Annotated in this window: 22 protein-coding genes; 10 read left to right on the top strand and 12 right to left on the bottom strand. The window is 57.5% G+C overall.

The window, feature by feature from the left end; translation table 11 throughout:
- Positions 1-97: 97 nt before the first annotated feature.
- Entirely contained in the window at positions 98-442 is a 345-nt protein-coding gene (locus tag ACVWXF_RS08325) for a DUF4168 domain-containing protein (RefSeq protein ID WP_414331953.1), read from the bottom strand.
- A gap of 388 nt (positions 443-830) precedes the next feature.
- Here ACVWXF_RS08325 and bchI point away from each other — a divergent pair, with 388 nt between their 5' ends.
- Entirely contained in the window at positions 831-1,889 is a 1,059-nt protein-coding gene (gene bchI, locus ACVWXF_RS08320; RefSeq protein WP_414374395.1) for a magnesium chelatase ATPase subunit I, read from the top strand.
- Positions 1,890-1,928: 39 nt separating this feature from the next.
- Here bchI and ACVWXF_RS08315 read toward each other — a convergent pair whose 3' ends face one another.
- From ACVWXF_RS08315 to ACVWXF_RS08305, 3 genes are all read right to left on the bottom strand, one after another.
- Positions 1,929-2,627, bottom strand: a complete 699-nt coding sequence (locus tag ACVWXF_RS08315; protein ID WP_457407374.1) for a cofactor assembly of complex C subunit B — start codon at positions 2,625-2,627, stop codon at positions 1,929-1,931.
- Between the two features lie 105 nt (positions 2,628-2,732).
- Complete coding sequence (locus ACVWXF_RS08310; protein WP_457474147.1) at positions 2,733-3,266, bottom strand: thermonuclease family protein; 534 nt, start codon at positions 3,264-3,266, stop codon at positions 2,733-2,735.
- Positions 3,267-3,468: 202 nt separating this feature from the next.
- Entirely contained in the window at positions 3,469-3,597 is a 129-nt protein-coding gene (locus ACVWXF_RS08305) for a hypothetical protein (protein ID WP_414328685.1), read from the bottom strand.
- A gap of 492 nt (positions 3,598-4,089) precedes the next feature.
- Here ACVWXF_RS08305 and ACVWXF_RS08300 point away from each other — a divergent pair, with 492 nt between their 5' ends.
- From ACVWXF_RS08300 to ACVWXF_RS08290, 3 genes are all read left to right on the top strand, one after another.
- Positions 4,090-4,677, top strand: coding sequence for a CPBP family intramembrane glutamic endopeptidase (locus tag ACVWXF_RS08300; RefSeq protein WP_414328684.1), 588 nt, complete (start codon positions 4,090-4,092; stop codon positions 4,675-4,677).
- A 120-nt stretch (positions 4,678-4,797) separates the two neighbouring features.
- Positions 4,798-5,646, top strand: a complete 849-nt coding sequence (locus ACVWXF_RS08295) for an alpha/beta hydrolase (RefSeq protein WP_457474146.1) — start codon at positions 4,798-4,800, stop codon at positions 5,644-5,646.
- Positions 5,647-5,790: 144 nt separating this feature from the next.
- Positions 5,791-6,441, top strand: coding sequence for a peroxiredoxin (locus ACVWXF_RS08290; RefSeq protein WP_414522330.1), 651 nt, complete (start codon positions 5,791-5,793; stop codon positions 6,439-6,441).
- 102 nt (positions 6,442-6,543) lie between these two features.
- Here ACVWXF_RS08290 and scpB read toward each other — a convergent pair whose 3' ends face one another.
- Positions 6,544-7,041: an SMC-Scp complex subunit ScpB gene (gene scpB, locus ACVWXF_RS08285; protein WP_457474145.1), complete on the bottom strand. Its 498-nt coding sequence runs from the start codon at positions 7,039-7,041 to the stop codon at positions 6,544-6,546.
- 171 nt (positions 7,042-7,212) lie between these two features.
- On the bottom strand, positions 7,213-9,369 hold the full coding sequence (locus ACVWXF_RS08280; protein WP_457474144.1) for an NAD(P)H-quinone oxidoreductase subunit 5: 2,157 nt from the start codon (positions 9,367-9,369) through the stop codon (positions 7,213-7,215).
- A gap of 336 nt (positions 9,370-9,705) precedes the next feature.
- On the opposite strand from ACVWXF_RS08280, the gene ACVWXF_RS08275 reads away from it, so the two are divergent.
- Complete coding sequence (locus ACVWXF_RS08275) at positions 9,706-10,062, top strand: single-stranded DNA-binding protein (protein ID WP_457474143.1); 357 nt, start codon at positions 9,706-9,708, stop codon at positions 10,060-10,062.
- Positions 10,063-10,087: 25 nt separating this feature from the next.
- On the opposite strand, the gene ACVWXF_RS08270 is transcribed toward ACVWXF_RS08275, so the two are convergent.
- Positions 10,088-10,936, bottom strand: coding sequence for a cobalt-precorrin-6A reductase (locus tag ACVWXF_RS08270; RefSeq protein WP_457474142.1), 849 nt, complete (start codon positions 10,934-10,936; stop codon positions 10,088-10,090).
- Here ACVWXF_RS08270 and ACVWXF_RS08265 point away from each other — a divergent pair.
- Together ACVWXF_RS08265 and ACVWXF_RS08260 are read left to right on the top strand one after the other, a co-directional pair.
- Positions 10,935-11,450, top strand: a complete 516-nt coding sequence (locus ACVWXF_RS08265) for a bifunctional nuclease family protein (RefSeq protein ID WP_457474141.1) — start codon at positions 10,935-10,937, stop codon at positions 11,448-11,450. The two genes, ACVWXF_RS08270 and ACVWXF_RS08265, sit on opposite strands and share 2 nt — an antisense overlap.
- A gap of 45 nt (positions 11,451-11,495) precedes the next feature.
- Positions 11,496-12,347, top strand: a complete 852-nt coding sequence (locus tag ACVWXF_RS08260) for an MOSC domain-containing protein (protein WP_457474140.1) — start codon at positions 11,496-11,498, stop codon at positions 12,345-12,347.
- Here ACVWXF_RS08260 and ACVWXF_RS08255 read toward each other — a convergent pair.
- The gene (locus ACVWXF_RS08255) at positions 12,319-13,512 is read right to left on the bottom strand and encodes an RNA-guided endonuclease InsQ/TnpB family protein (RefSeq protein WP_457474139.1); all 1,194 of its coding nucleotides are present in this window, start codon (positions 13,510-13,512) and stop codon (positions 12,319-12,321) included. The genes ACVWXF_RS08260 and ACVWXF_RS08255 overlap by 29 nt on opposite strands.
- 161 nt (positions 13,513-13,673) lie before the next feature.
- Here ACVWXF_RS08255 and ispG point away from each other — a divergent pair, with 161 nt between their 5' ends.
- Positions 13,674-14,903, top strand: a complete 1,230-nt coding sequence (ispG, locus tag ACVWXF_RS08250) for a (E)-4-hydroxy-3-methylbut-2-enyl-diphosphate synthase (RefSeq protein WP_457474138.1) — start codon at positions 13,674-13,676, stop codon at positions 14,901-14,903.
- Between the two features lie 69 nt (positions 14,904-14,972).
- Here the strand turns inward: ispG and ACVWXF_RS08245 are convergent, their stop codons facing one another.
- Both ACVWXF_RS08245 and ACVWXF_RS08240 read right to left on the bottom strand, forming a co-directional pair.
- Positions 14,973-15,137 carry a hypothetical protein gene (locus ACVWXF_RS08245; protein ID WP_457474137.1) on the bottom strand — a complete coding sequence of 55 codons (165 nt, stop codon included), beginning with the start codon at positions 15,135-15,137 and terminating at the stop codon, positions 14,973-14,975.
- On the bottom strand, positions 15,124-15,402 hold the full coding sequence (locus ACVWXF_RS08240; protein WP_457474136.1) for a hypothetical protein: 279 nt from the start codon (positions 15,400-15,402) through the stop codon (positions 15,124-15,126). The genes ACVWXF_RS08245 and ACVWXF_RS08240 overlap by 14 nt, the downstream gene beginning before the upstream one ends.
- A gap of 99 nt (positions 15,403-15,501) precedes the next feature.
- Between ACVWXF_RS08240 and ACVWXF_RS08235 the strand changes: the two genes are divergently transcribed.
- Both ACVWXF_RS08235 and ACVWXF_RS08230 read left to right on the top strand, forming a co-directional pair.
- Positions 15,502-16,173, top strand: coding sequence for a hypothetical protein (locus ACVWXF_RS08235; protein ID WP_457474135.1), 672 nt, complete (start codon positions 15,502-15,504; stop codon positions 16,171-16,173).
- A gap of 205 nt (positions 16,174-16,378) precedes the next feature.
- Positions 16,379-16,675: a DUF2470 domain-containing protein gene (locus tag ACVWXF_RS08230; protein WP_457474148.1), complete on the top strand. Its 297-nt coding sequence runs from the start codon at positions 16,379-16,381 to the stop codon at positions 16,673-16,675.
- Positions 16,676-16,694: 19 nt separating this feature from the next.
- Here the strand turns inward: ACVWXF_RS08230 and grxC are convergent, their stop codons facing one another.
- Both grxC and polA read right to left on the bottom strand, forming a co-directional pair.
- Entirely contained in the window at positions 16,695-16,955 is a 261-nt protein-coding gene (gene grxC, locus ACVWXF_RS08225; RefSeq protein WP_011431797.1) for a glutaredoxin 3, read from the bottom strand.
- Positions 16,956-17,047: 92 nt separating this feature from the next.
- Complete coding sequence (gene polA, locus ACVWXF_RS08220) at positions 17,048-19,843, bottom strand: DNA polymerase I (RefSeq protein WP_457474134.1); 2,796 nt, start codon at positions 19,841-19,843, stop codon at positions 17,048-17,050.
- Between the last annotated feature and the right edge of the window lie 2 nt (positions 19,844-19,845).

Raw genomic sequence — 19,845 nt, 5'->3', positions numbered from 1 at the left:
CGCCTGAAATTCCGAAACTTAGCTGTCCTCTGGGGCCGCTAGGGATTGGGATAAAGCCCGCACCCTGCGCATAGCGCGGGTGTCGGGTAGTTTACTTTTATCGGACTGGCGGTTGGGGATCCTCGCTTTGCAGGCGGAGAATTTCGGCCTCAATGCGCTGTTGCAAAGCTTTGCCCTCTTCGGAGCGGATCAAGAGTGTAATGCGGTTGTAGTCGGGCACAGTCATACCGTGGCGAGTGATGATCTCGGTCGCGGTGCGGATGAATTCTCGCCGGATTTGATCTTTGCTGGCTGGGTCGTTTGTGGCTTGGGAGCGCTTTTGGGCCTCTTGCCGGTGGGGCTCCATCTCCAAGACGATACGGGCGTACATTGTTACCTGCTCATCGCTCAACACCACAGAGGTGGTGGGGGTTTGAGCCACGGCCAGAGAGACAGTGAGCACAGGGATCCAAGTGCAAACCCAGATCAAACCCACCAGCCCTTTTTGGACCACGCTTTGGATTGGAAATGCCGTCCACCGTCTCCGACTTGCTTTGCCTGACACCGCTGATGTCTCCCCACCCGCCAACTGTTGCTCAGGTTGCCTAGGGTTTTTGTGAGCTTTCGGCCCCACGCCGGTTCAACACTCTGATGAACCCCGCGGGCTTCGATCCTATCTGCTCCTCTCTGTGAAAGCCCAGGGCGTCGTCCACGCTGACAACTGAGCTTGCTTTTCCATTTAACCGAAAACTGGTCTTTAGGTTCCAGTTCCAGTCCCTTTCCAGCCTATCTGACCCCCAGAAGGGAGTGGCCTCTGGGATAATGGGGATGAATTGTTGGTTATTGCCCCTATGCATTTGGAACGTCGCCCGGTTTTCCCGTTTACGGCCATCGTTGGCCAAGAGGAGATGAAATTGGCCTTGCTCCTCAACGTGATCGACCCGCGCATTGGCGGAGTGCTGATCATGGGGGATCGCGGCACGGGCAAATCCACCACCATCCGCGCTTTGGCCGACCTGCTGCCCCAGATCGAGGTGGTGAAAGGGGATCCCTTCAACAGCCACCCGCGGCAGCGGGACTTGATGAGCGATCAAGTGTGGGAGCGCCTGCAGGCGGGAGAAACGCTGGAAAGCACTTGGATCCAGGTGCCGATGGTGGATCTGCCCTTGGGGGCAACAGAAGACCGAGTGTGTGGCACTCTCGACATTGAGCGGGCCTTGGCTCAGGGGGTGAAGGCTTTTGAGCCAGGGCTACTAGCCAAGGCCAATCGAGGCATCCTTTACGTGGATGAAGTCAATTTGCTGGATGACCACTTGGTGGATGTGTTGCTGGATGCGGCGGCCTCAGGCTGGAACACCGTGGAACGGGAGGGCATTTCCATTCGTCATCCGGCTCGGTTTGTGCTGGTGGGATCCGGCAACCCGGAAGAGGGGGAATTGCGGCCTCAACTGCTGGATCGCTTTGGCATGTTCGTCCAGATCGAAACGGTGCGAGATGCTGCCCTGCGGGTGCGGATCGTGGAGGAGCGCAGCCAGTTCGACGCCGATCCCCAGGCTTTTTTGGCCAAGTATGCCGATTCCCAGCAGCGCCTGCGGGAACGCATCGAAAAAGCCCAACATCTTTTGCCCACCGTGGCAGTGGATCCCGATTTGCGCTTGAAGATCTCCGGAGTATGTGCGGCTTTGGAGGTGGATGGGCTGCGCGGAGACATTGTCACCAACCGGGCTGCCAAGGCCCTGGCGGCTTTGGAAGGGCGGAGCGAGGTCACCGTCGCCGATATCCGTCGGGTGATCAGCCTGTGTTTGCGTCACCGCCTGCGCAAGGATCCCTTGGAAACCATCGACTCCGGCTACAAGGTGGAAAAAGCCTTCAGCGAAGTGTTCCAGGTGAGCTTGGAGAGCGCCGCCTAGCCCTCACCCCCCAGCCCCTCTCCCAGGGGGAGTGTGCCCTCACCCCCCAGCCCCTCTCCCAGGGGGAGAGGGGAGTAGGGTGGCTGCTAGCTTGTCGGCAATGGCGGCAATCCAGGCTTGCTCCTGCCGGCTGAAGCTGCGTGGAGTATCGCTCCCCAAAATCAAGCACCCTCGCTGGCCGATGGGCTGGCACAGCACGGCCTGGGATCCGGGGGGCAACAGGCCATCGAACTCGGCGCGGGCCGGGAACAGCTTGAGATCCACCAAATACACGGGCCGCCCCGTCTGCAAGACCCGCTGTAAAACGCTCTTGGGCTGAATGGAGGGCATCTGGCCGGGGGTGGCTAGGATCCCCCGTTGCAGGAGGGTTCGCCCACCCACCCAGATCACCACGGTGCGGGCGGCGGTGGTGCTGAGCAGGGTATGGGAGGCCCAAGCCAGCTCCAGTTTCTCGCTTTCGGAAAGATCGGGATGCCAATCACAGCCGGGGATCCCCTGCAGGGGGGCCGTTTGGGGTGGAAGAGGCTGGATCTGCTGCCACAGCAGGCCGGTCAGGATCAAAACGGCGCTGAGGAGGATCCCCAAGGCATCTGAACGGGACTGGCTGGTGAGCAATTCCGGCGTAAAGGCCAGTCGATTAATAACCAAAAGGACGCTGCCCAAAAGGCCGGTCACCAGAGGCAGCCGCCTCACCCAGCGATTGGGATCCCTGGGGGCTGGGGTGGGTTCAACCGTCAAGGCAGGCTAGGCATAACCTAGAGGAAGTAACGGGAGAGAAGGGAGAAGCTCTTTCCTCTCTGCTCCCTTGAAGATTAAAGAACTGAAGTTCAGTATAAAGCCAACTCAGAGACGGCTCCAAATGCCAAGGCGCTCCTGCTGGGCTTTTTCTTGTAGGCCACCGTAGTAGCTGTCGTACTTGATGTTGTGGCTGTAGGGGACGATACGGGCCAGGCCATTGCGCACCAACATGGCGTTCATCTGATGGCCTTCTAACCAGACATAGGCCTCCACCAAGCCCGTAGCATCTACGTTGCGCAGCAGCTTATCCCCTTCCAGCTTGACGGTGCGGTAGAGGATGCGCTCCCGCATCAGTTCAATGGCTTGCTGGTAATAGGGGTTTTCTTCCGGGCTGAGACCCTCGATCCCGGCCAACCGGATTAGGCGCATCTTCTGTTCCCCTTCGATTTGCACCACTAGGGTGTCGCCGTTGACCACCCGCACCACAACCGCATCTGGGTAGCGATCGAAGCGGTGGTTGTCGAAGTAGAACCGGGTATCGGGAACGACCCGGGGCTCTCCAAACCCGTGGCTGGGAAGGACGGGTATGGCCAGAAGCAATCCCAATGCAGCAGAGCCGAGAGCAATACGCTGGAACATGACCTTAATTCCCCACTTTGGACGCAGCCCCCTCTTCTTTTCCCGCCGGGGAGTTTCCGGTGGCAACGCTCAAAGTGTAATGGTAGCGGCAACTCTCCAGAAAACAATCCCACCGCAGATTTGAATTGGCCAGCAGTAGATCCGCCGTTGGTTGGGTTGCCCAAGGCTCCCAGGCGACTGAGCCATTCCTGCTCGCTTTTCTTCAGTTCCCCGGCTCTCCCCGCAGTTGCTGGGCAAATTTGTCGGCGAACTTGTCGCTGTCGAAGCGAGCCTGCGCGTTTTGAATGGCTTGGTGAATGCGCCGCTCGGTCGCGTCCGTGGTGCGGAGCACTTTGCACCCATCTCGGGTGTGGGTATTTGGGGTATAGCCGGGCTGAGGGTAAAAGCTTGGAAGCCCTTCTCTACTCTAAGCCTTGAATCACGTTTTTCTTTCTGCTTCTCCCAAGGCGGCTCCGGCGGTCGTTGCCAAGGTATTAAAAGTTCCACGGCTCCTGCTCTCTTTGGGAGACATTCTGAACTCAAAAAGAGGCTCTGGGGTGGTTATTTGTAGAACCCAAGCTACTACGCGGGTACAGCGGGGCAAGTTTCCGGAGAGGTTATCAAGCGCTACACAGAGGCTCAGAAGACAGAGCAAGGGGGCGATTGAGTCCCTTTGGTCACACTCAAGGCTCATATCCATGCTGGCTTACAAGCTGAGGCAGTTTTGAGGGACGCTCTGTAGCTGCTGTCAACCTGCCGTGAACCTAGGACCGCTGAGATAAACGATGATAAAAACAGCAGCTGCTGTTAACCCTCCGGAGTTCGAAGCCTAGGGATCCCCTCCATGACTTCCCAGATTCAGCCCTGCACACGCGAACAGATCTTGAATGGAATGGGCATCACCACCCTGTTTTCGGCTCTCATTGTGGGTCTCTGGATCTGGCTGGGATCCTCCTTTCCCGTGCCGTTTCGCTGGGATCCCCTAGCCTTGGCGTGGGGGGCAGGGCTGGGACTGGGGGTGGCTCTGCTCAGCGGCGGGGTTTACCGGCTCTGGCCAGCCTATCGTCGGGCAGCCACTGCCTACTTACACTGGGTGGCGGATCCCTTGCAGTGGGGAGATATCCTTTGGGTGGGCCTGCTGCCGGGCTGGAGCGAGGAATGGCTGTTTCGCGGTGTGCTGCTGTCAGCTCTGGTGGCCAGCCCCTTAGGGTGGACAGGCGGGATCCTGCTGAGCGGCCTCTTGTTTGGCGCCTTGCATTGGCTGGGATGGCAGGGCTGGCCCTATGCCGTCTGGGCCAGCGGGGTTGGTATCCTCATGGGGATTGGCTTGTGGCTGTCGGGAAACCTGTTGGTCACCATTGTCGCCCACACCCTTGTCAACTGGATTGGGGTTTGTGCCTGGAAATGCTTTTTCTCTCAAGCGGAGCCCTGAAGGATGCAGTTTTCCTGCTCCCCTCTTCCCTTATGGGAAAGGGGTTGCCTGTAAGCAGCGCAGAACCTTGGGCAAGTGCCGCAAATTGAGCTTAACTTACTTGTCGATGCCTTCCTGTCAATGCCCCACCGAGATCTCCTACAACTAGTTTGGGGATCCTTCCCATGGCTGCGCGTGGGGCGATCCTTGCTGCTGGTCGGGCTGGTGGTGTACGGCTACCTGCTCTGGCTGGGCTGGTTTCAATCGGAGCGGCTGATCTTTCTGCCCCAGCCCGCCAGCTATCGAGATGGGGACGCCATTCTCAAGCTCACGACCTCTGATGGGCTGCAGATTTCAGCGGTATATCTGCCCAATCCGGCTGCTGCTTATACCCTCCTCTACAGCCATGGCAACGCCGAAGACTTGGGGGATATCTTGCCCCGCCTGGTGGGCCTGCAGCAGGCCGGGTTTGCCGTCTTGGCCTACGACTACCGCGGTTACGGCACCAGCGAAGGGATCCCTTCCGAGGCCGGCGCTTACAAAGATATCGAGGCCGCTTACACTTACCTAGTTGCCCAAGGGATCCCGCCGGAGCGGATCTTGGTCTATGGAAGATCAGTAGGGGGCGGGCCCTCGGTTTACCTGGCAGCGCAAAAACCAGTGGGCGGCCTGATCCTGGAATCTACTTTCGTGACTGCCTTCCGCGTCTTGACGCGCATCCCGCTGCTACCTTTCGATCGCTTCGACAACCTCAGCCGCATGGCCAAGATCAATTGCCCGCTGCTAATTTTGCACGGTACCCAGGATCGTCTAATCCCCTTCTGGCATGCTGAAGCCCTTTACCAAGCAGCACGGGATCCCAAACGCTTGGTGCCTATCGAAGGGGCCGGTCACAACAATTTGCTGGAAGTGGCCGGAGAGCGCTATGTCCCCATCCTGCACCAATTCGTGGCCGAGCTGGTGGATCCCCATGTCGTCTTCCCTCAGTAGCGGCTTAGGTGAGGACAATCTTAAAATCACCTGCAATCCGCTCGGAAAATCGGGGTTTATGTGGCAAGATCAAGAGGGATCGGATCGAAGGATTCGGATCCCTGTCTCACCGGATTGAACCCTTTTACGGAGGATCAAGAGCGTATGTCTCTCCGACTTGGCGATACTGCTCCCAATTTCACGCAAAAGTCTACCCACGGCGAAATCGATTTCTACTCTTGGGCCGGGGATAGCTGGGTGGTGTTGTTCTCTCACCCCGCCGACTACACGCCGGTCTGCACCACGGAGCTAGGCACTGTTGCGAAGCTGATGCCCGAATTTGAAAAGCGGGGTGTGAAGGTGATCGCCCTCAGTGTGGACGATGTGGACTCCCACGTCGGCTGGGTGAAAGACATCGAGGAAACCCAGAACACCACCCTGAACTATCCCATCTTGGCGGATGCAGACCGCAAGGTTTCTCAGCTCTACGACATGTTGGATCAAACCAACATCAACCAAGAAGGGCTGCCCCTGACGGTGCGCTCGGTGTTCATCATCGATCCCAACAAGAAGATACGCCTCATTCTTACCTACCCGGCCAGCACAGGCCGCAACTTCGACGAGCTCCTGCGGGTGATCGATGCCCTACAGCTGACGGATAAGTATAACGTTGTCACTCCCGCCGACTGGAAAGACGGTGACGATGTTATCATCCCGCCTTCGTTGAAAGATCCGGAATTGCTGAAAGAAAAGTTCCCGAAAGGCTATCAGGAAATTAAGCCTTATTTGCGGGTCACCCCTCAGCCTAATAAGTAGTAAAAGCCCGAACACCAACTTTGACGGGCGCTTGAGAAGGGATCCCTTCGTCGGGTAAAGCTGGGATCCTTTTGGTCTGGATCCCCTTATCGGGGATCCTTTTTACTGTTCGGGGAAAGAAGCCGCCTCTGCTGCTTTTTTGGCCAGCTCATCTACTGTGAAGTAGCGATGAAATTTATCCGTCACGCGCAACCAAGGGGAACGGCAGCCTTCTTTGCGATAGCGGGTCACAAAGCCTTTTTCTACCAGCTCTGCCACGTGCTGATAAGCACCTTGGCCGCGCAACTCCACCAACTCCGCCTGCGAGAGCGGGCCACGCAGAATGATTGTAGCCAGGGTACGGGTAGCACCCACCCCAATTTCAGGGGGTAAAAGCTGGTTGGCCAGCTCCAAAAACGGCTCCCGCAACTGCAGGGCAAACCCTTCCCCCACCTGTAGGACTTCCAGGGCAGAATCGCGATGGGCATAGTCTTCCATTAATTCCAGCAGCGCATCGTAGGCTTCGTCGCGACTGCAATGGGCCAACTGGGCCAGGGCGGATAGCTCCAGGGGCTGCCCTTTTAAGTAGAGGATCGCTTCGATCTGATTTTTCAGGGCCAAGACACGCTCCCTCTGACCTTGCCTTTCCGCCAACAAGGGATGCGAAATCGACTTAAGAGAACGCGGGGCCATTGCAACAAGGGATCCGCTCAACTTGCTCCGTAGCATAGCAGCAGTTCTAGGCTGAGGGATCCCTTGGCCAAGCGGGCCGGATCCATCCTCGCCTTCGAGCTAGAACCCTACCCCTGATGCCACCACCATCACCACCACCGCTGCAAAGATAATCAAAGCGTAAAACTGGGCCTTGCCGCTCTCCAGGTATTTCATCGCCTCGCCGCTCACCATGGTCACCAAGCCCGTCAGGTTGACCACACCATCCACAATGCGGCTGTCCACCTCCAGCGCCTCCCGTGCCACGAAGCGGGTGCCCTGCACAAAGACTCGCTCATAGAGGTCGTCAATGTACCACTTGTTGAGGGAGAAGTAGTAGAGCGGCTGCAGGCTTTGGGGGAAGGTGCCCGGGTCGATGCGCTTTTGCCAGTAGATCAAGCTGGCCAAGGTGATGCCGATCAGCCCAATGCCCACGGAACTACCCGCCATGATTAGAAACTCTGCCCAATCGAAATGGCCCGCCAGCACCTCCTGCCACTCTGCTGCCACCAGCGGTAAAATCGAGCCTGCCTCTGCTACAGACTCAGCCGGCGGGTGGATGAAAGCTTCAAAGAAGTTGGCAAAAGGGGTGCCCACCAGGCCAATCAGCACAGAAGGGATGGCCAGAGCCAACAGCGGGAAGGTCATCGACCAAGGGGACTCATGGGGCTCTGAGGCATGGGCATCTCCGTCGTGCAGGTTTTCGTGGGCTTCAGGATGGCTGCTGGGCTGGGGTTTTTCTTGAATGTTCATGGCTCCAGGGCCAAAGGCCGGTTGTTTCCCCGCAAAAACGTAGGCAAAAGCTGGCACAGGACGGCCCTGGCTGATGGCCACCTCCTGCCGCAGTCTCAGGTTGGTGCCGCGAAACTCCCCTTCAAAGGTGAGGAAATAGATGCGAAACATGTAGAAGGCAGTGATGCCGGCGGTGAGGAAGCCCACCCCCCACAAAGCTGGGTTCCGTTCGAAAACAGCGCCCAAGATCTCATCCTTAGACCAAAAGCCGGCGAAGGGCGGGATCCCACAAATGGCCAACGTGCCGATCAAAAACGTGATGGCCGTAACCGGCATGTATTTGCGCAACCCCCCCATCAGGCGCATGTCTTGGGCCAAAACCGGGTCATGGCCGACCACCGCTTCCATGCCGTGGATAACTGAGCCAGAGCACAAAAAGAGCATCGCCTTAAAGTAGGCGTGGGTCATCAGGTGAAACAGGCCCGCCCCATAGGCGCCGCACCCCATGGCCATGACCATGTAGCCCAGCTGGGAAATGGTGGAGTAGGCCAAGCCTTTTTTGATGTCGTTTTGGGTGATGGCAATGGTGGCCCCCAAGAAGGCTGTGCCCGCCCCCGTCCAGGCGATGATGTCCATGGCCACCGGGATCCCTTCCAGCACCGGGAACATGCGGGCCAAGAGGAATACCCCAGCCGCCACCATCGTGGCTGCGTGGATGAGAGCGGAAATGGGCGTGGGGCCCTCCATGGCATCCGGCAACCACACATGCAGCGGGAACTGGGCCGACTTGGCCACCGGCCCCAAGAACACCAACACCGCAAACAGGGCAATCAAGCTGCTGCTCACTGCCCCGCTAGCCAGCATCTCCTGCAGATTGCGCCCGATCTCGTCAAACGCGAAGGTACCGGAAATCCAGTAAAAACCTAAGATGCCCAACAGCAGGCCGAAATCTCCCACCCGGTTGACCACAAACGCCTTTTGCGCTGCTTCTGCCGCTGCCTGCCGGTCGTGCCAAAAGCCAATGAGCAGGTAGGAGCACATCCCCACCAGCTCCCAGAAGATATAGATCTGCACCAGGTTGGGGCTGACCACCAAGCCCAGCATCGAGGAGCTAAATAAGCTCAGGTAGGCGTAGAAACGCACATAGCCGGGATCGTGGGCCATGTAGCCATGGGAGTAGATCTGCACCAAAAAGGCCACCGTGGTCACCACCACCAGCATCATGGCGCTCAGGTGATCCACGACAAAGCCCATGTCCACCGAGAAGGATCCCGCCTGGGCCCAGGTGATGGTTCTGAGGACGGTTTCGTGCCCTTGCACCTGGCTGACCAAAAGGGCAAAGGCATGAACCATCGCCGTCCCGGTCGCGAACACGCTCAAAAAGGCAGCCAAAGAGCGGTTGGCCCTTGTCCAGGCGTTGAACATCAGGATACCTAAGCCGAGGAGAAAGGCTGCCACCAAAGGATAGACGGGGATCAACCAGGCGTATGTGTAGATGAATTCCATGGGAAATGCTTCCGAATGCGTCCTCTCACAGCAACGAACCTGCTCTGCTAGCCCTGCAATTGGCCGGTGGGAGTGTCTGGTGGGCTGGCATTTGCTCAACTGCTTCTGCCATTGTAAACTTTTGCGACAGAGTGCGGATCCGGATCCCGAGCATCAAGTCCATCACAGCAGAGGCTTTTCCCAGAGATCAATCGGGATCCCCGCAGCTAAATCTGTAAATATCCTAAAGAATCGGCTCTGAGCCCAAGCTGACGGTCGCAAGCAAAAAGATGACAGGGATCCCTTGCGAGCGCTACAACGAAGGCTAGATCTACTGGCGGTCTGGAGAAACTACCCATGAGCTTGAACCTGGTGGCCCTGGTGGGGCGAGCCGGCATGGATCCGGAGGTGCGCTACTTTGAGTCAGGCAAGGTGGTCTGTACTTTTAGCTTGGCGGTCAACCGATTCCGCAAAGGGGAAGACAAGCCCGATTGGTTCAGCCTAGAGTTGTGGGACCGCACTGCCGAGGTGGCGGGAGAGTATGTGCGCAAAGGCAGTCTTATCGGAGTAACGGGCAGACTGAAGTTTGATCGCTGGAAAGACAAATCCACCGGAGAAGAGCGCCAGAGGCCCATCATCGCTGTGGATCGGCTGGAACTGCTGGGATCCCGTCAAGACCGCGACGCCAACCTGCCCCCCGAAGAGCCGTTTTGACCCGTTGGACTGGAGCTGGGCAACCTCAAGGTTCCGCTCCTTCCAAGCATCGCCTACAGGCCTGCACCACTGCTGTCAAATCCTGGCTGCACCAGGGATAGTCCAACGGGGGTCGCCGGATCACCCACAGAGGGATCCCCAGGGTTTTGGCCACCGCCTGCTTGATCCCCAGCCCGCCTGCTTCCCCAGAGGCTTTGCTGATCACCACCTGAGGGCTGAGCTGTTGCCAAAGCTGCAGTTCTTGCTCAAAGCTGAGGGGTAAGCGCATCCCAATCACCCGCTCGGCAGGGATCCCCGTTTGCACCGCCTGGGAAACCGATTCCGGCAGCACCCGCGCCCACAGTTGGCAGCGGTCTTGCCAAGGCACAAACAGGGGCAGGGCCTTCACTCCCACCGTCAGCAGCACCCGCCGCCCCGCCAGCACCGCCTCTGTGAGCACCCCCTGCCAGTCCGGCACCACCTGGACCCAGGGATCCAGCTCCAGAGGAGGGCGTTCGTAGCGCAGGTAGGGGATCCCCAGTTGAGCCGTCACCTGGATGGCCAGTTGCGAGATTTGCTGGGCAAAAGGATGAGAGGCATCCACCACTACGCGGATCCGGCACTCTTGCAGGAATTGTTCCAGAGATGGCGGCGAAAATCGGGTGACCACCACCTGACCAGGCAAATCCTGATACAGTCTTCTGGCCCCTTCGGTGGTGACGGTTGCCACCCAAGGGATCCCCTGCCGGCTGAGGGCGTCGGCCAAGCTGCGGCTCTCGCTAGTGCCCCCGATCAAAGCCACTTCAACTGGACTACCAACTGAGCTCATGGTGTGTTGCCAAACTTTGACGCCCGTAGATACGATCAAGATCACCGGCTGGAGGCAATTGCTCATGATCGAGATGCATGTGGCTGGGATTGCGGTCGATGCCGTCAACCAAAACCCCATTGTCATCCTGCGCGATGGCAGTGAGCGTCGTGCCCTGCCCATTTGGGTGGGAAAAGCAGAGGCCAACGCCATTTTGCAGGCCCTGGACGACCAAAAGCCACTGCGCCCCATGACCCATGATCTCATCCTCAACTCCTGGAAGACGTGGGGGATCAAGCTGGAGCGAGTCATCATTCACGCGTTGCTGGATAACACCTTCTACGCGGTGCTCGTCACCGTGAATGGTGACAAAAAACAAGAGATCGACTGCCGCCCCAGCGACGCCATTGCCCTCGCTCTGCGGGCCCATGTTCCCATCTGGACGGTGGAAGAGGTCATTGCGGAAGCCTCGATCCCCATGAACCAGGATGCCGACGAGGCGGAGCGGGAGGCCTTTCGCAAGTTTGTAGAAAATGTAACCCCCAGAGACTTTATCCGCAGCTACCGCATGACCGACCATCCCACCGAAGCCGACAGTTAAGCAGCTAAGGCGGATCCCACCCCCAGGGATCCCGGCAGACAGGCCATGCCCCAGGTTGCCAGGTTAACGGTCTATCCCATCAAGTCCCTGGATGGGGTCTCTTTGTCTGAGGTGAGGCTGACGGCGGGGGGAACTTTGGAAGGGGATCGCCGCTACGCCCTCTTGGATGCGGAGGGGAAGCGGGTGAACGGCAAACGCCATGCTGCGGTCCACCGCCTGCGGGCCCGGTTTGATCCCCAGTTGGGCCAGGTGCAGTTGTGGGGGGATGGCAAGACGGCCCAGTTTGACCTGCAGCAGCAGCGGGATGCTTTGCAGACTTGGCTCAGCGATTGGTTCGGTTTTCCGGTGCAACTGCTGGAGGAGCCTCTCAGGGGGTTTCCGGATGATCCCTATGCCAACGGCCCCACCCTGATCAGCATAGCCACTCTGGAGACGGTGGCCGGTTGGTTCCCCAACTTGACCCTGGAAGCGGTCCGGCAGCGCTTTCGCATGAATATCGAGCTGTCGGATTGCTCTGCCTTTTGGGAGGATCGTCTCTTTGCCCGCGCAGATCAAGGGGTGCGCTTTCGCATTGGGGAAGTGGAGCTCCTGGGCCTCAACCCCTGCGCCCGCTGTGTAGTGCCCACCCGGGATCCCCTGAGCGGAGAGGCCTATCCCGGTTTTCAAAAGCACTTCGTAGCGCAACGGCAGAAAACCTTGCCACCCTGGGCCGAAGCCAGCCGCTTTGACCATTTCTATCGCCTTGGGATCAATACGTGGATCCCGAGAACGGAGGCGGGCAAGCACCTGAGGGTTGGGGATCCCGTCGAAATCCTCGGGGTTGAACCCCTCAGCCTTTACCCTGAGGTAAACTACCCGACCCCGACCGCTAAGCGGTACGGGGCGGGCTTTCAGTAGCCCTGAGCCTGCTCTGCTCTACCAGAGAACAAAACAAGCCCGGACCTCTAGGCTGGTTTACGACAGCCCCAAAAAGCGCAATCACATTCGCACCATTCAAATCCGCATCCCCTTCCCATCCACAGTGCCCACACTTAAACGACTTACCACTGCGGTAGGACTTGCCCTGCTCAGGGTGGATGTGCAAACACCGGTGGCAGGTCTGCGACGTGTAGGCAGGCGGCACCAGAATCAAAGCAACCCCTGCACGCAGAGCCTTGTACTCCAGAAATTGACGGAGTTGATAAAACGCCCAACTGTTGGCCCTGCGCCGTTCGGCTTTGCTGCGTGGCTGTTGATTGACCCTTTCCCGGATCCCTGTCAGGTCTTCCAGAGCAATAGCGCTGTTGGTAGCCTTTGCCCTAGAGACAATAGCTTTGGAGATGCGATGATTGACCCACGCTTGAAAGCGTCTCTCCTTGCCAGACAGCCGTTGCAACAGTTCTCTGCATCTGCGCCGCGAACTGCGTGTGCCCTTACTGGCTTTGTGTTGGAGTACCGCCCTCAACCGAGAGTAGTGGTCTCGTACCTTGTTTAACTGCTGTCCATTCCAGTTGTCCCCCTCTGACGTATGGGCAATATCTGTCCTTCCAAAGTCCACCCCGATCACCTTGTCGGTATCTTGTTGCTTGGGTGGCTTTTTCTCTACGCAAATCTGGATGTAGTAGGAGCCATCTTTGCGCTTGATCAGCGTGGCGGCTTTTGGGTTGGAACCAGCCAGCATCCCGCGCTGGTAGTTACCAATGGCCAGCCCAAAGCGCTCCCGACCCTCCACCGTGGCCAGCGACACCGTCCAGTCTTTCTCGCGAAACGAGAAGATACGTGCGTCGTAGGCGACGAACCTACGCTTGAACTCTTTAACCGGACGGTTGCGCTGTCTCGCCACTTTGCGAGCGCCTGCCACCCGCCTGCACACCTGTTGAGCCAAGTTACTGGACAAGCCAAACCGGGCTCGAATCTCGTAGTAGCAAAGGGATTGCAGTTTGACCGCGTTGACGATCTTCTCCGGCATGTTTTGGTTGACCCAGTTCAGTGCCTGCACAAAGGCATCCATCGTCGCGTCCAATTTGGCGGCTTGCGACTGGGACGCCTTGAGCTTACAGGATATGGTCAGGACTTGGCTCATAAGTTCATTGTACTTCAATTGTACTTCATCAAAGCGCATTCCTCCCGGCACTGACCCTACGGGTACAGTGCGGGGCTCCTGCGATTTCTAGCTGAATCGAACCCCAGGTTAGTTTCCGACCTACAATCAAGCTAGAGCAGCTCTTTTGGCTTGACCAAGCTATGCAAACCCTGGATCGGCCCAACGCCCCCACCCAGCAGCCCTACCCAGAACCGGTCTATCCCCGTCGCCCCACCCGTACGGTGGCCGTAGCTGATGTGTTGATCGGCAGCCAGCACCCGGTGGTGGTACAGTCCATGATTAACGAGGACACCCTCGACATCGACGCAGCAGTAACCGGGATCCGCCGTCTGCACGAGGCGGGCTCAGAGATTGTGCGGGTTACCGTTCCCAGCATGGCCCATGCCAAGGCGATGGAGGCGATTCGGGAGAAGCTGATCCAAACCTACAAGCCGGTGCCTTTGGTAGCCGATGTCCATCACAACGGCATCAAGATCGCCCTGGAGGTGGCCAAATACGTGGACAAGGTGCGCATCAATCCAGGGTTGTTCGTCTTTGAAAAACCTCAGCCCGGTCGCACAGAATATACCCAGGCGGAATTTGAGGCCATTCGTAACAAAATCCGGGAAACTTTCACCCCCCTTGTCCAGACCCTCAAAGCCCAGAACAAAGCCCTGCGCATTGGGGTCAATCATGGATCCCTGGCAGAGCGGATGCTCTTCACCTACGGGGATACGCCTGAGGGCATGGTGGAGTCGGCCCTGGAATTTGCCCAAATCTGCGCCGAGCAAGACTTTCACAATGTGGTGCTTTCCTTCAAGGCCTCCCGCCCGCAGGTCATGTTGGCGGCCTACCGTCTAGCAGCCCGTCGCTTCGATGCCCTGGGCCTAAACTATCCCTTCCACTTGGGCGTCACCGAGGCCGGAGACGGGGAATATGGCCGCATCAAGTCGGCGGTGGGGATCGGAACCCTCTTGGCTGAAGGGATCGGCGACACGATTCGGGTTTCTCTCACGGAAGCGCCAGAGAAGGAGATCCCGGTGGCCTACGGCATTTTGCAAGCTCTGAACCTGCGCAAAACCATGGTGGAGTATGTGGCCTGCCCTTCCTGTGGCCGCACCCTCTTCAATTTGGAGGAGGTGCTGCAGAAGGTGCGCGCCGCAACCCAGCACCTGGTGGGGCTAGACATTGCCGTCATGGGCTGCATTGTCAATGGGCCGGGAGAGATGGCCGACGCCGACTACGGCTACGTGGGCAAGACGCCGGGGGTGATCTCTCTCTACCGCGGCAAAGAGGAAGTGAAAAGGGTGCCGGAATCGGAAGGCGTGCAGGCGCTGATCGATCTGATCAAAGCCGATGGGCGCTGGGTGGATCCCCCTTCTTCCCATTAACTCTGCTTCCCCCTCAAGAGGCGACCTGCCCAGCCATCCTGCCGCGCTCTTGCTTTGCTGAGAAACTGGCTAGCGGCGTTTGCCACGCAGAGCTTTGGCGCGGTTGTTCACCTGCCTTACAAACAGAGGCAGCAGGTGCGCCTGGATATATTCAAACGCTGCTTGTAGACCTTCTTTTTCGTAAACCAGGCCGATTTCCGCCTCAACCTGCGTGGGATCCCTAAAGGCCGACAAAAAATTGGTTGGAAGTCAGCCAAGTGAAGAGTTCTGCGCGATTCAAGTCACAACTGGGCGGGGAAGGCACTTGCCAGTCTTGAGGTGGCCCAAGCAGCCACTGCCGGGCAAACAAGCTCAACACCGCATCCCCCAGCCAAGCCTTGTCGCGACGGGATCCCTCGTCCAACTGGGCCACCTGCTGTCTGATGGTCTGGCCGGTCGAGGAGAAATGGGATCCTGTCAGCATGGAAATGGGAAGTGTGCAAGAACTGGCAGCAGACAAGCCCGGCGGCGAAGCAGCCCTGCCTCATTTTAAGATAAGGTCTGGCCCGCCCTCACCAGGGTTGCAGATGGAGTGTGGCATTGCGAGGATCCTTGGAGCATGTTGTTGGAGCTAACCCCAGAAGAATGCGAATCGGTGATTCCGGTGGTGCCAACGCGCCTTCAGTATGCGGCTTACTGGAGCGATGCCCTCAAGAGCACGGGCCGTATCATCACGGCCATTTTGGTGGGCGTGGCGCTGCTGGTTCTTTCCCGCGCTTTTGGCGAGGGATCCTTTCTGGGGGGGATCTCCTTTCTGGTCGGGATCCTCTCGTTGCTCTATCCCTTCCTGTGGGGGCCGCTCTACACCATCTCCCGCCGTCAGCTAGCCTTTCGCGAGATTCCCTATGGGGGATTGTTTTTTGGGCAGGTGCTGCGCACTCGCCGCTTCGAGGTGGTGGTGGAAGAGCGAGAAAAGCTGGATGAAGATGGCAACTTCTACATTGAAGAGGTGCGGGAGCGCCAGTTTGAGATGGAAATTGGCGATGAGACCGGAGTCGTCTATCGTGTGCGGGCCAAGGACGATCCCCGCTACAGGCGAATTGTCAAAAAGCAATCGGTGCTCGGGTTGGTGAAAGCCTATTCCCGCGATTTGCAGCGCCGGCCCACCTTGAGCGAGGTCTATGTGGTCAAGCTGGGGGAGTGGGTGGGAGATGTCTCCTATCTGGATCGGGAGGCTTTTTTGGATATGGCAGATGAGCTGTTGGAGCTACAGGCCCAAGGACAAGCTTGATCCCCTGGATCCCTGGTGTTCTCTGGGATGGAGGGGAAGGGATCCCTGCCTTTTTATTCTGAAACCTAAACGGCTGCCTATCCGGGAGCGCCGCTTTTAACGCTGGGTTAGCCGCATTATTGTACTGGCCAGGGGTAGGGTTGGGTAGTTTACTGTGGACTGGCGGGAGCTTTAAACTGAGGGCTGTATGCCAGAAACAACTGCCATGGGCGATCCTCTCACCCCCCAAGTTAGCGAGCGCATCTGCAAGCACATGAACGAAGATCATGCCGATGCAATAGCCCTCTACGCCAGGGTCTTTGGCCGGGTGGAAGGAGTTACCCAAGCCCGCATGCAGGCCATTGACCCGGAAGGGATGGACTTGCGGGTGCAGGTCGACGGGGCCGTACAAACGCTGCGGATCCGCTTCGACCACCCCCTGCGGGACTCCGAGGACGCCCATCAAACCTTAATTGCCATGGTGAAGCAGGCTCGCGCTCAAGTTAAACAGGCTACAAAGTGATGAGAGATACAGTTGAGGCTTAGCTGGCCTGCTGTAGGAGCAGATCCAACTGGCCGCGAGCCTCTAGCGCGTAAAGATCGTCGCAGCCGCCGATATGCTGGTCGTTGATGAAAATTTGCGGCACCGAACGGCGGCCGTTGGCCCGCTTGGCCATTTCCGCCCGTGCTGCCTCGTCTCCATCGATGGCGTACTCGATATACTTCACGCCTTTGCGATCCAGCAGTTGCTTAGCCCGGATGCAAAAGGGACAAAAACGCCAGGTGTAAATCTCAACAGTCATAAGAAAACAACAAACGCTTTTACATAGCTTAACATTTTCACGGAGCCGGGATCCCTTTCCTTGCAAACCTGGGGTTTTCTGCCTCCCATGGTCTAGTTGGCTTCCTTCCAATTGTGGCCAATTTGGATATCCACCACCAGCGGTATGGAGAGGGGCACTGCTCCTTCCATTTCCCTTTGGATCAGCGGTTTTAGGGCCTGCCATTCCGAGGGATCCACCTCAAACACCAGCTCATCATGCACTTGCAGGAGCAAGCGGGAACGAAAGTTCTGCAGCTTTTGCCGCAGGCGCACCATTGCTACTTTGATAATGTCCGAGGCGGATCCCTGGATGGGGGCATTCACAGCCGCCCGCAATTCGGCTTGTTTGCGATGGCCTGTCAGACGGGACAAATTGGGAAAATAGCGACGGCGACCCAAGATCGTTTCCACATAGCCATGTTTTTCCACAAAGGCTTCGGTGGAGCGCAGATAGGCGAAAATACCGGCGTAGCGCTCGTTAAATCGCTGTAAAAATTGCTTGGCTTCCGACAAAGAAACCCCCGCAGTGCGGGCAAAGCGCTGCGCTCCCATGCCATAGATCACCCCATAGTTGATCGTTTTGGCCAGGCGGCGTTCTTCGCTGGTTATTTCCTGTTTTTCCAGGAGCAGGCGGGCGGTCAGGGTATGCACATCTTCCCCTGAGCGAAAGCCTTCCAGCAAGGCAGGTTCTTGGCTGAGGTGGGCCAAAATGCGCAGCTCAATTTGAGAGTAATCTGCTGCCGCCAATAGCCATCCCTCTTGGGGAATAAAAGCTTGTCGAATCCGGCGACTGAACTCGGTGCGAATGGGAATATTTTGCAAGTTGGGGTTTGAGGAGCTGAGCCTGCCGGTGGCAGTAACGGTTTGGTTAAAGTCGGTGTGGACTCTGCCGGTATCGCTTCTTACCAGGGCAGGCAGAGCATCCACATAGGTCGATTTCAGCTTGGCCAAGGTGCGGTATTGCACGATGGTTTCGATGAGAGGATGATCCCCCTCTAGCTTTTCTAAAACTGAGGCATCAGTGGAATAGCCAGTAGCCGTTTTGCGGGTTTTGCGAATGTCCAATTTCAGCTTTTCAAAGAGCAGGGATCCCAGTTGCTTGGGAGAATTGAGGTTAAAGGTTTCTCCAGCCTGGGCATAAGCTTTCTGCTCCAAACTTTGCAGCTCTTGTTCCAGCTCTTGGGAAAATTGCCTCAGAAACTCGGTATCAACGCGAATGCCGATCCACTCCATCTCTTCCAAAACTTGGGCCAAGGGCAGCTCGACTTGAATAAAAAGATCCCACAGGCGTGGATCGGTTTTCTGCAGCTTTTCGGTGAGGATCGGCACCAGACGATAGGCACAATAGGCGTCGGTTCCACAGTATTCTGCAACTTTGGAAATCGGGATATCGGCAATGGACTGTTCCTTGCCCAGCAACTTTTTGTAGCTGGTGGTTGGCAAACCCAAATGGGTAGCTGCCAAATCGGCCAAGTTGTGGCTGGCTTCTGGATCCAAAACGTAGCTGGCCAACATGGGATCAAACTGGATCCCTTGCAGGCGGATCCCGTGGGCGCGGAAAATGCTCAGGTCGTACTTACAGTTTTGTAGGCTTTTGGGTCGGTTGGGATCTTCCCAAAGGGGTTGCAGGCTTTGTTTCACCAGCTCCCAATCCAGGTTGGATCCCTGGCGGTGGCCGATGGGCAAGTAGGCGATATCTCCCTCTGACCAACAACAGCCGATCCCCACCAATTGGGCATCCCGTGGATCTAGACTGGTGGTTTCAGTATCCCAAGCTACAATCCCTGGGCAGGCCAACAGCTCTTGCCGCAAAAGCTCCAGTTGCTCCGGCGTATCGATGATGCGCACCGCCGGCAGAGAAGGGACGGGATTGAGGGCAAAATCAAACCACAGGGCTTCGTCAGGAGCGTTTGCGGGATCCCCGGTGGGATTAAAAGCGCCAACCACCTCTGCCTCGGTTGGGATCCCCCCCAAAGCCGTTTGTATTTTGCGCACTTGGGCGATGAAGCTGTGAAACTCCAATTTTTCCAGCAGCGGCAGCAATTCTGCTTGATCAAACCCGGTTAATTTCATGCTCTCCCAGTCGGGAGAAAGAGGAACGTCGCATTTGATCCGAGCCATAAATTGCGAGTGATGGGCCGCCGGGATCCCTTCTTTGAGGTATTGCTGAACTTTTCCCTTGATCTCGTCCAGGTGGTCGAAAATTTCATCCAAACTGCCGTAGCGCTCCAGCAGCTCTGCAGCTCGCTTGGGGCCGATCCCTTTCACCCCGGGAATGTTGTCAGAAGGGTCACCACAGAGGGCCTTATAATCCACCACCTGCCAAGGCCAGATGCCCAATTTTTCTTTCACTTGTTCGGGGCCAAACTCGCTGATGCGATCTTTGCTGTTGAGGTGCAAAACCCGAACTCTTCCATCGGTATCGATCAACTGGAACAGATCTTGATCGCCACTTAAGATCTGCACCCGGTAATCTTGGGGGGCTAGCCTACTGAGGGTGCCCAAAATGTCATCGGCTTCAAAACCAGGCACCACCAAAATCGGGATGCGTAGTGCCGTCAACACCTGCTTCAGGTTCTCCACATCTTCGATAAACTCCGGTGGCGTTTCTGGGCGGCCTGATTTGTAGGTTTCGTCGGCCTCGTGGCGAAAAGTGGGCTGCCGTGTATCAAAGGCAACGGCTACATGGGTAGGGGTGTATTTGTCCAAGACTTCTAACAGCGATTTCAAAAAGCCAAAGCTGACGCTGGTGGGGATCCCAGTGGAAGTGCGCAACCCCCCCTCGCGGCTGTAGGCAAAGGCGTAGAAGGAGCGATAGGCCAGAGAGTGACCATCCACCAGCAGCAGTGTTGGAGTTTGCCAAGCCATCA

This window comes from Thermostichus sp. MS-CIW-40 (genome assembly GCF_054058315.1).
The sequence above is the reverse complement of the archived record's forward strand: the minus strand, read 5'-3'. Positions and strand labels throughout refer to the sequence as shown.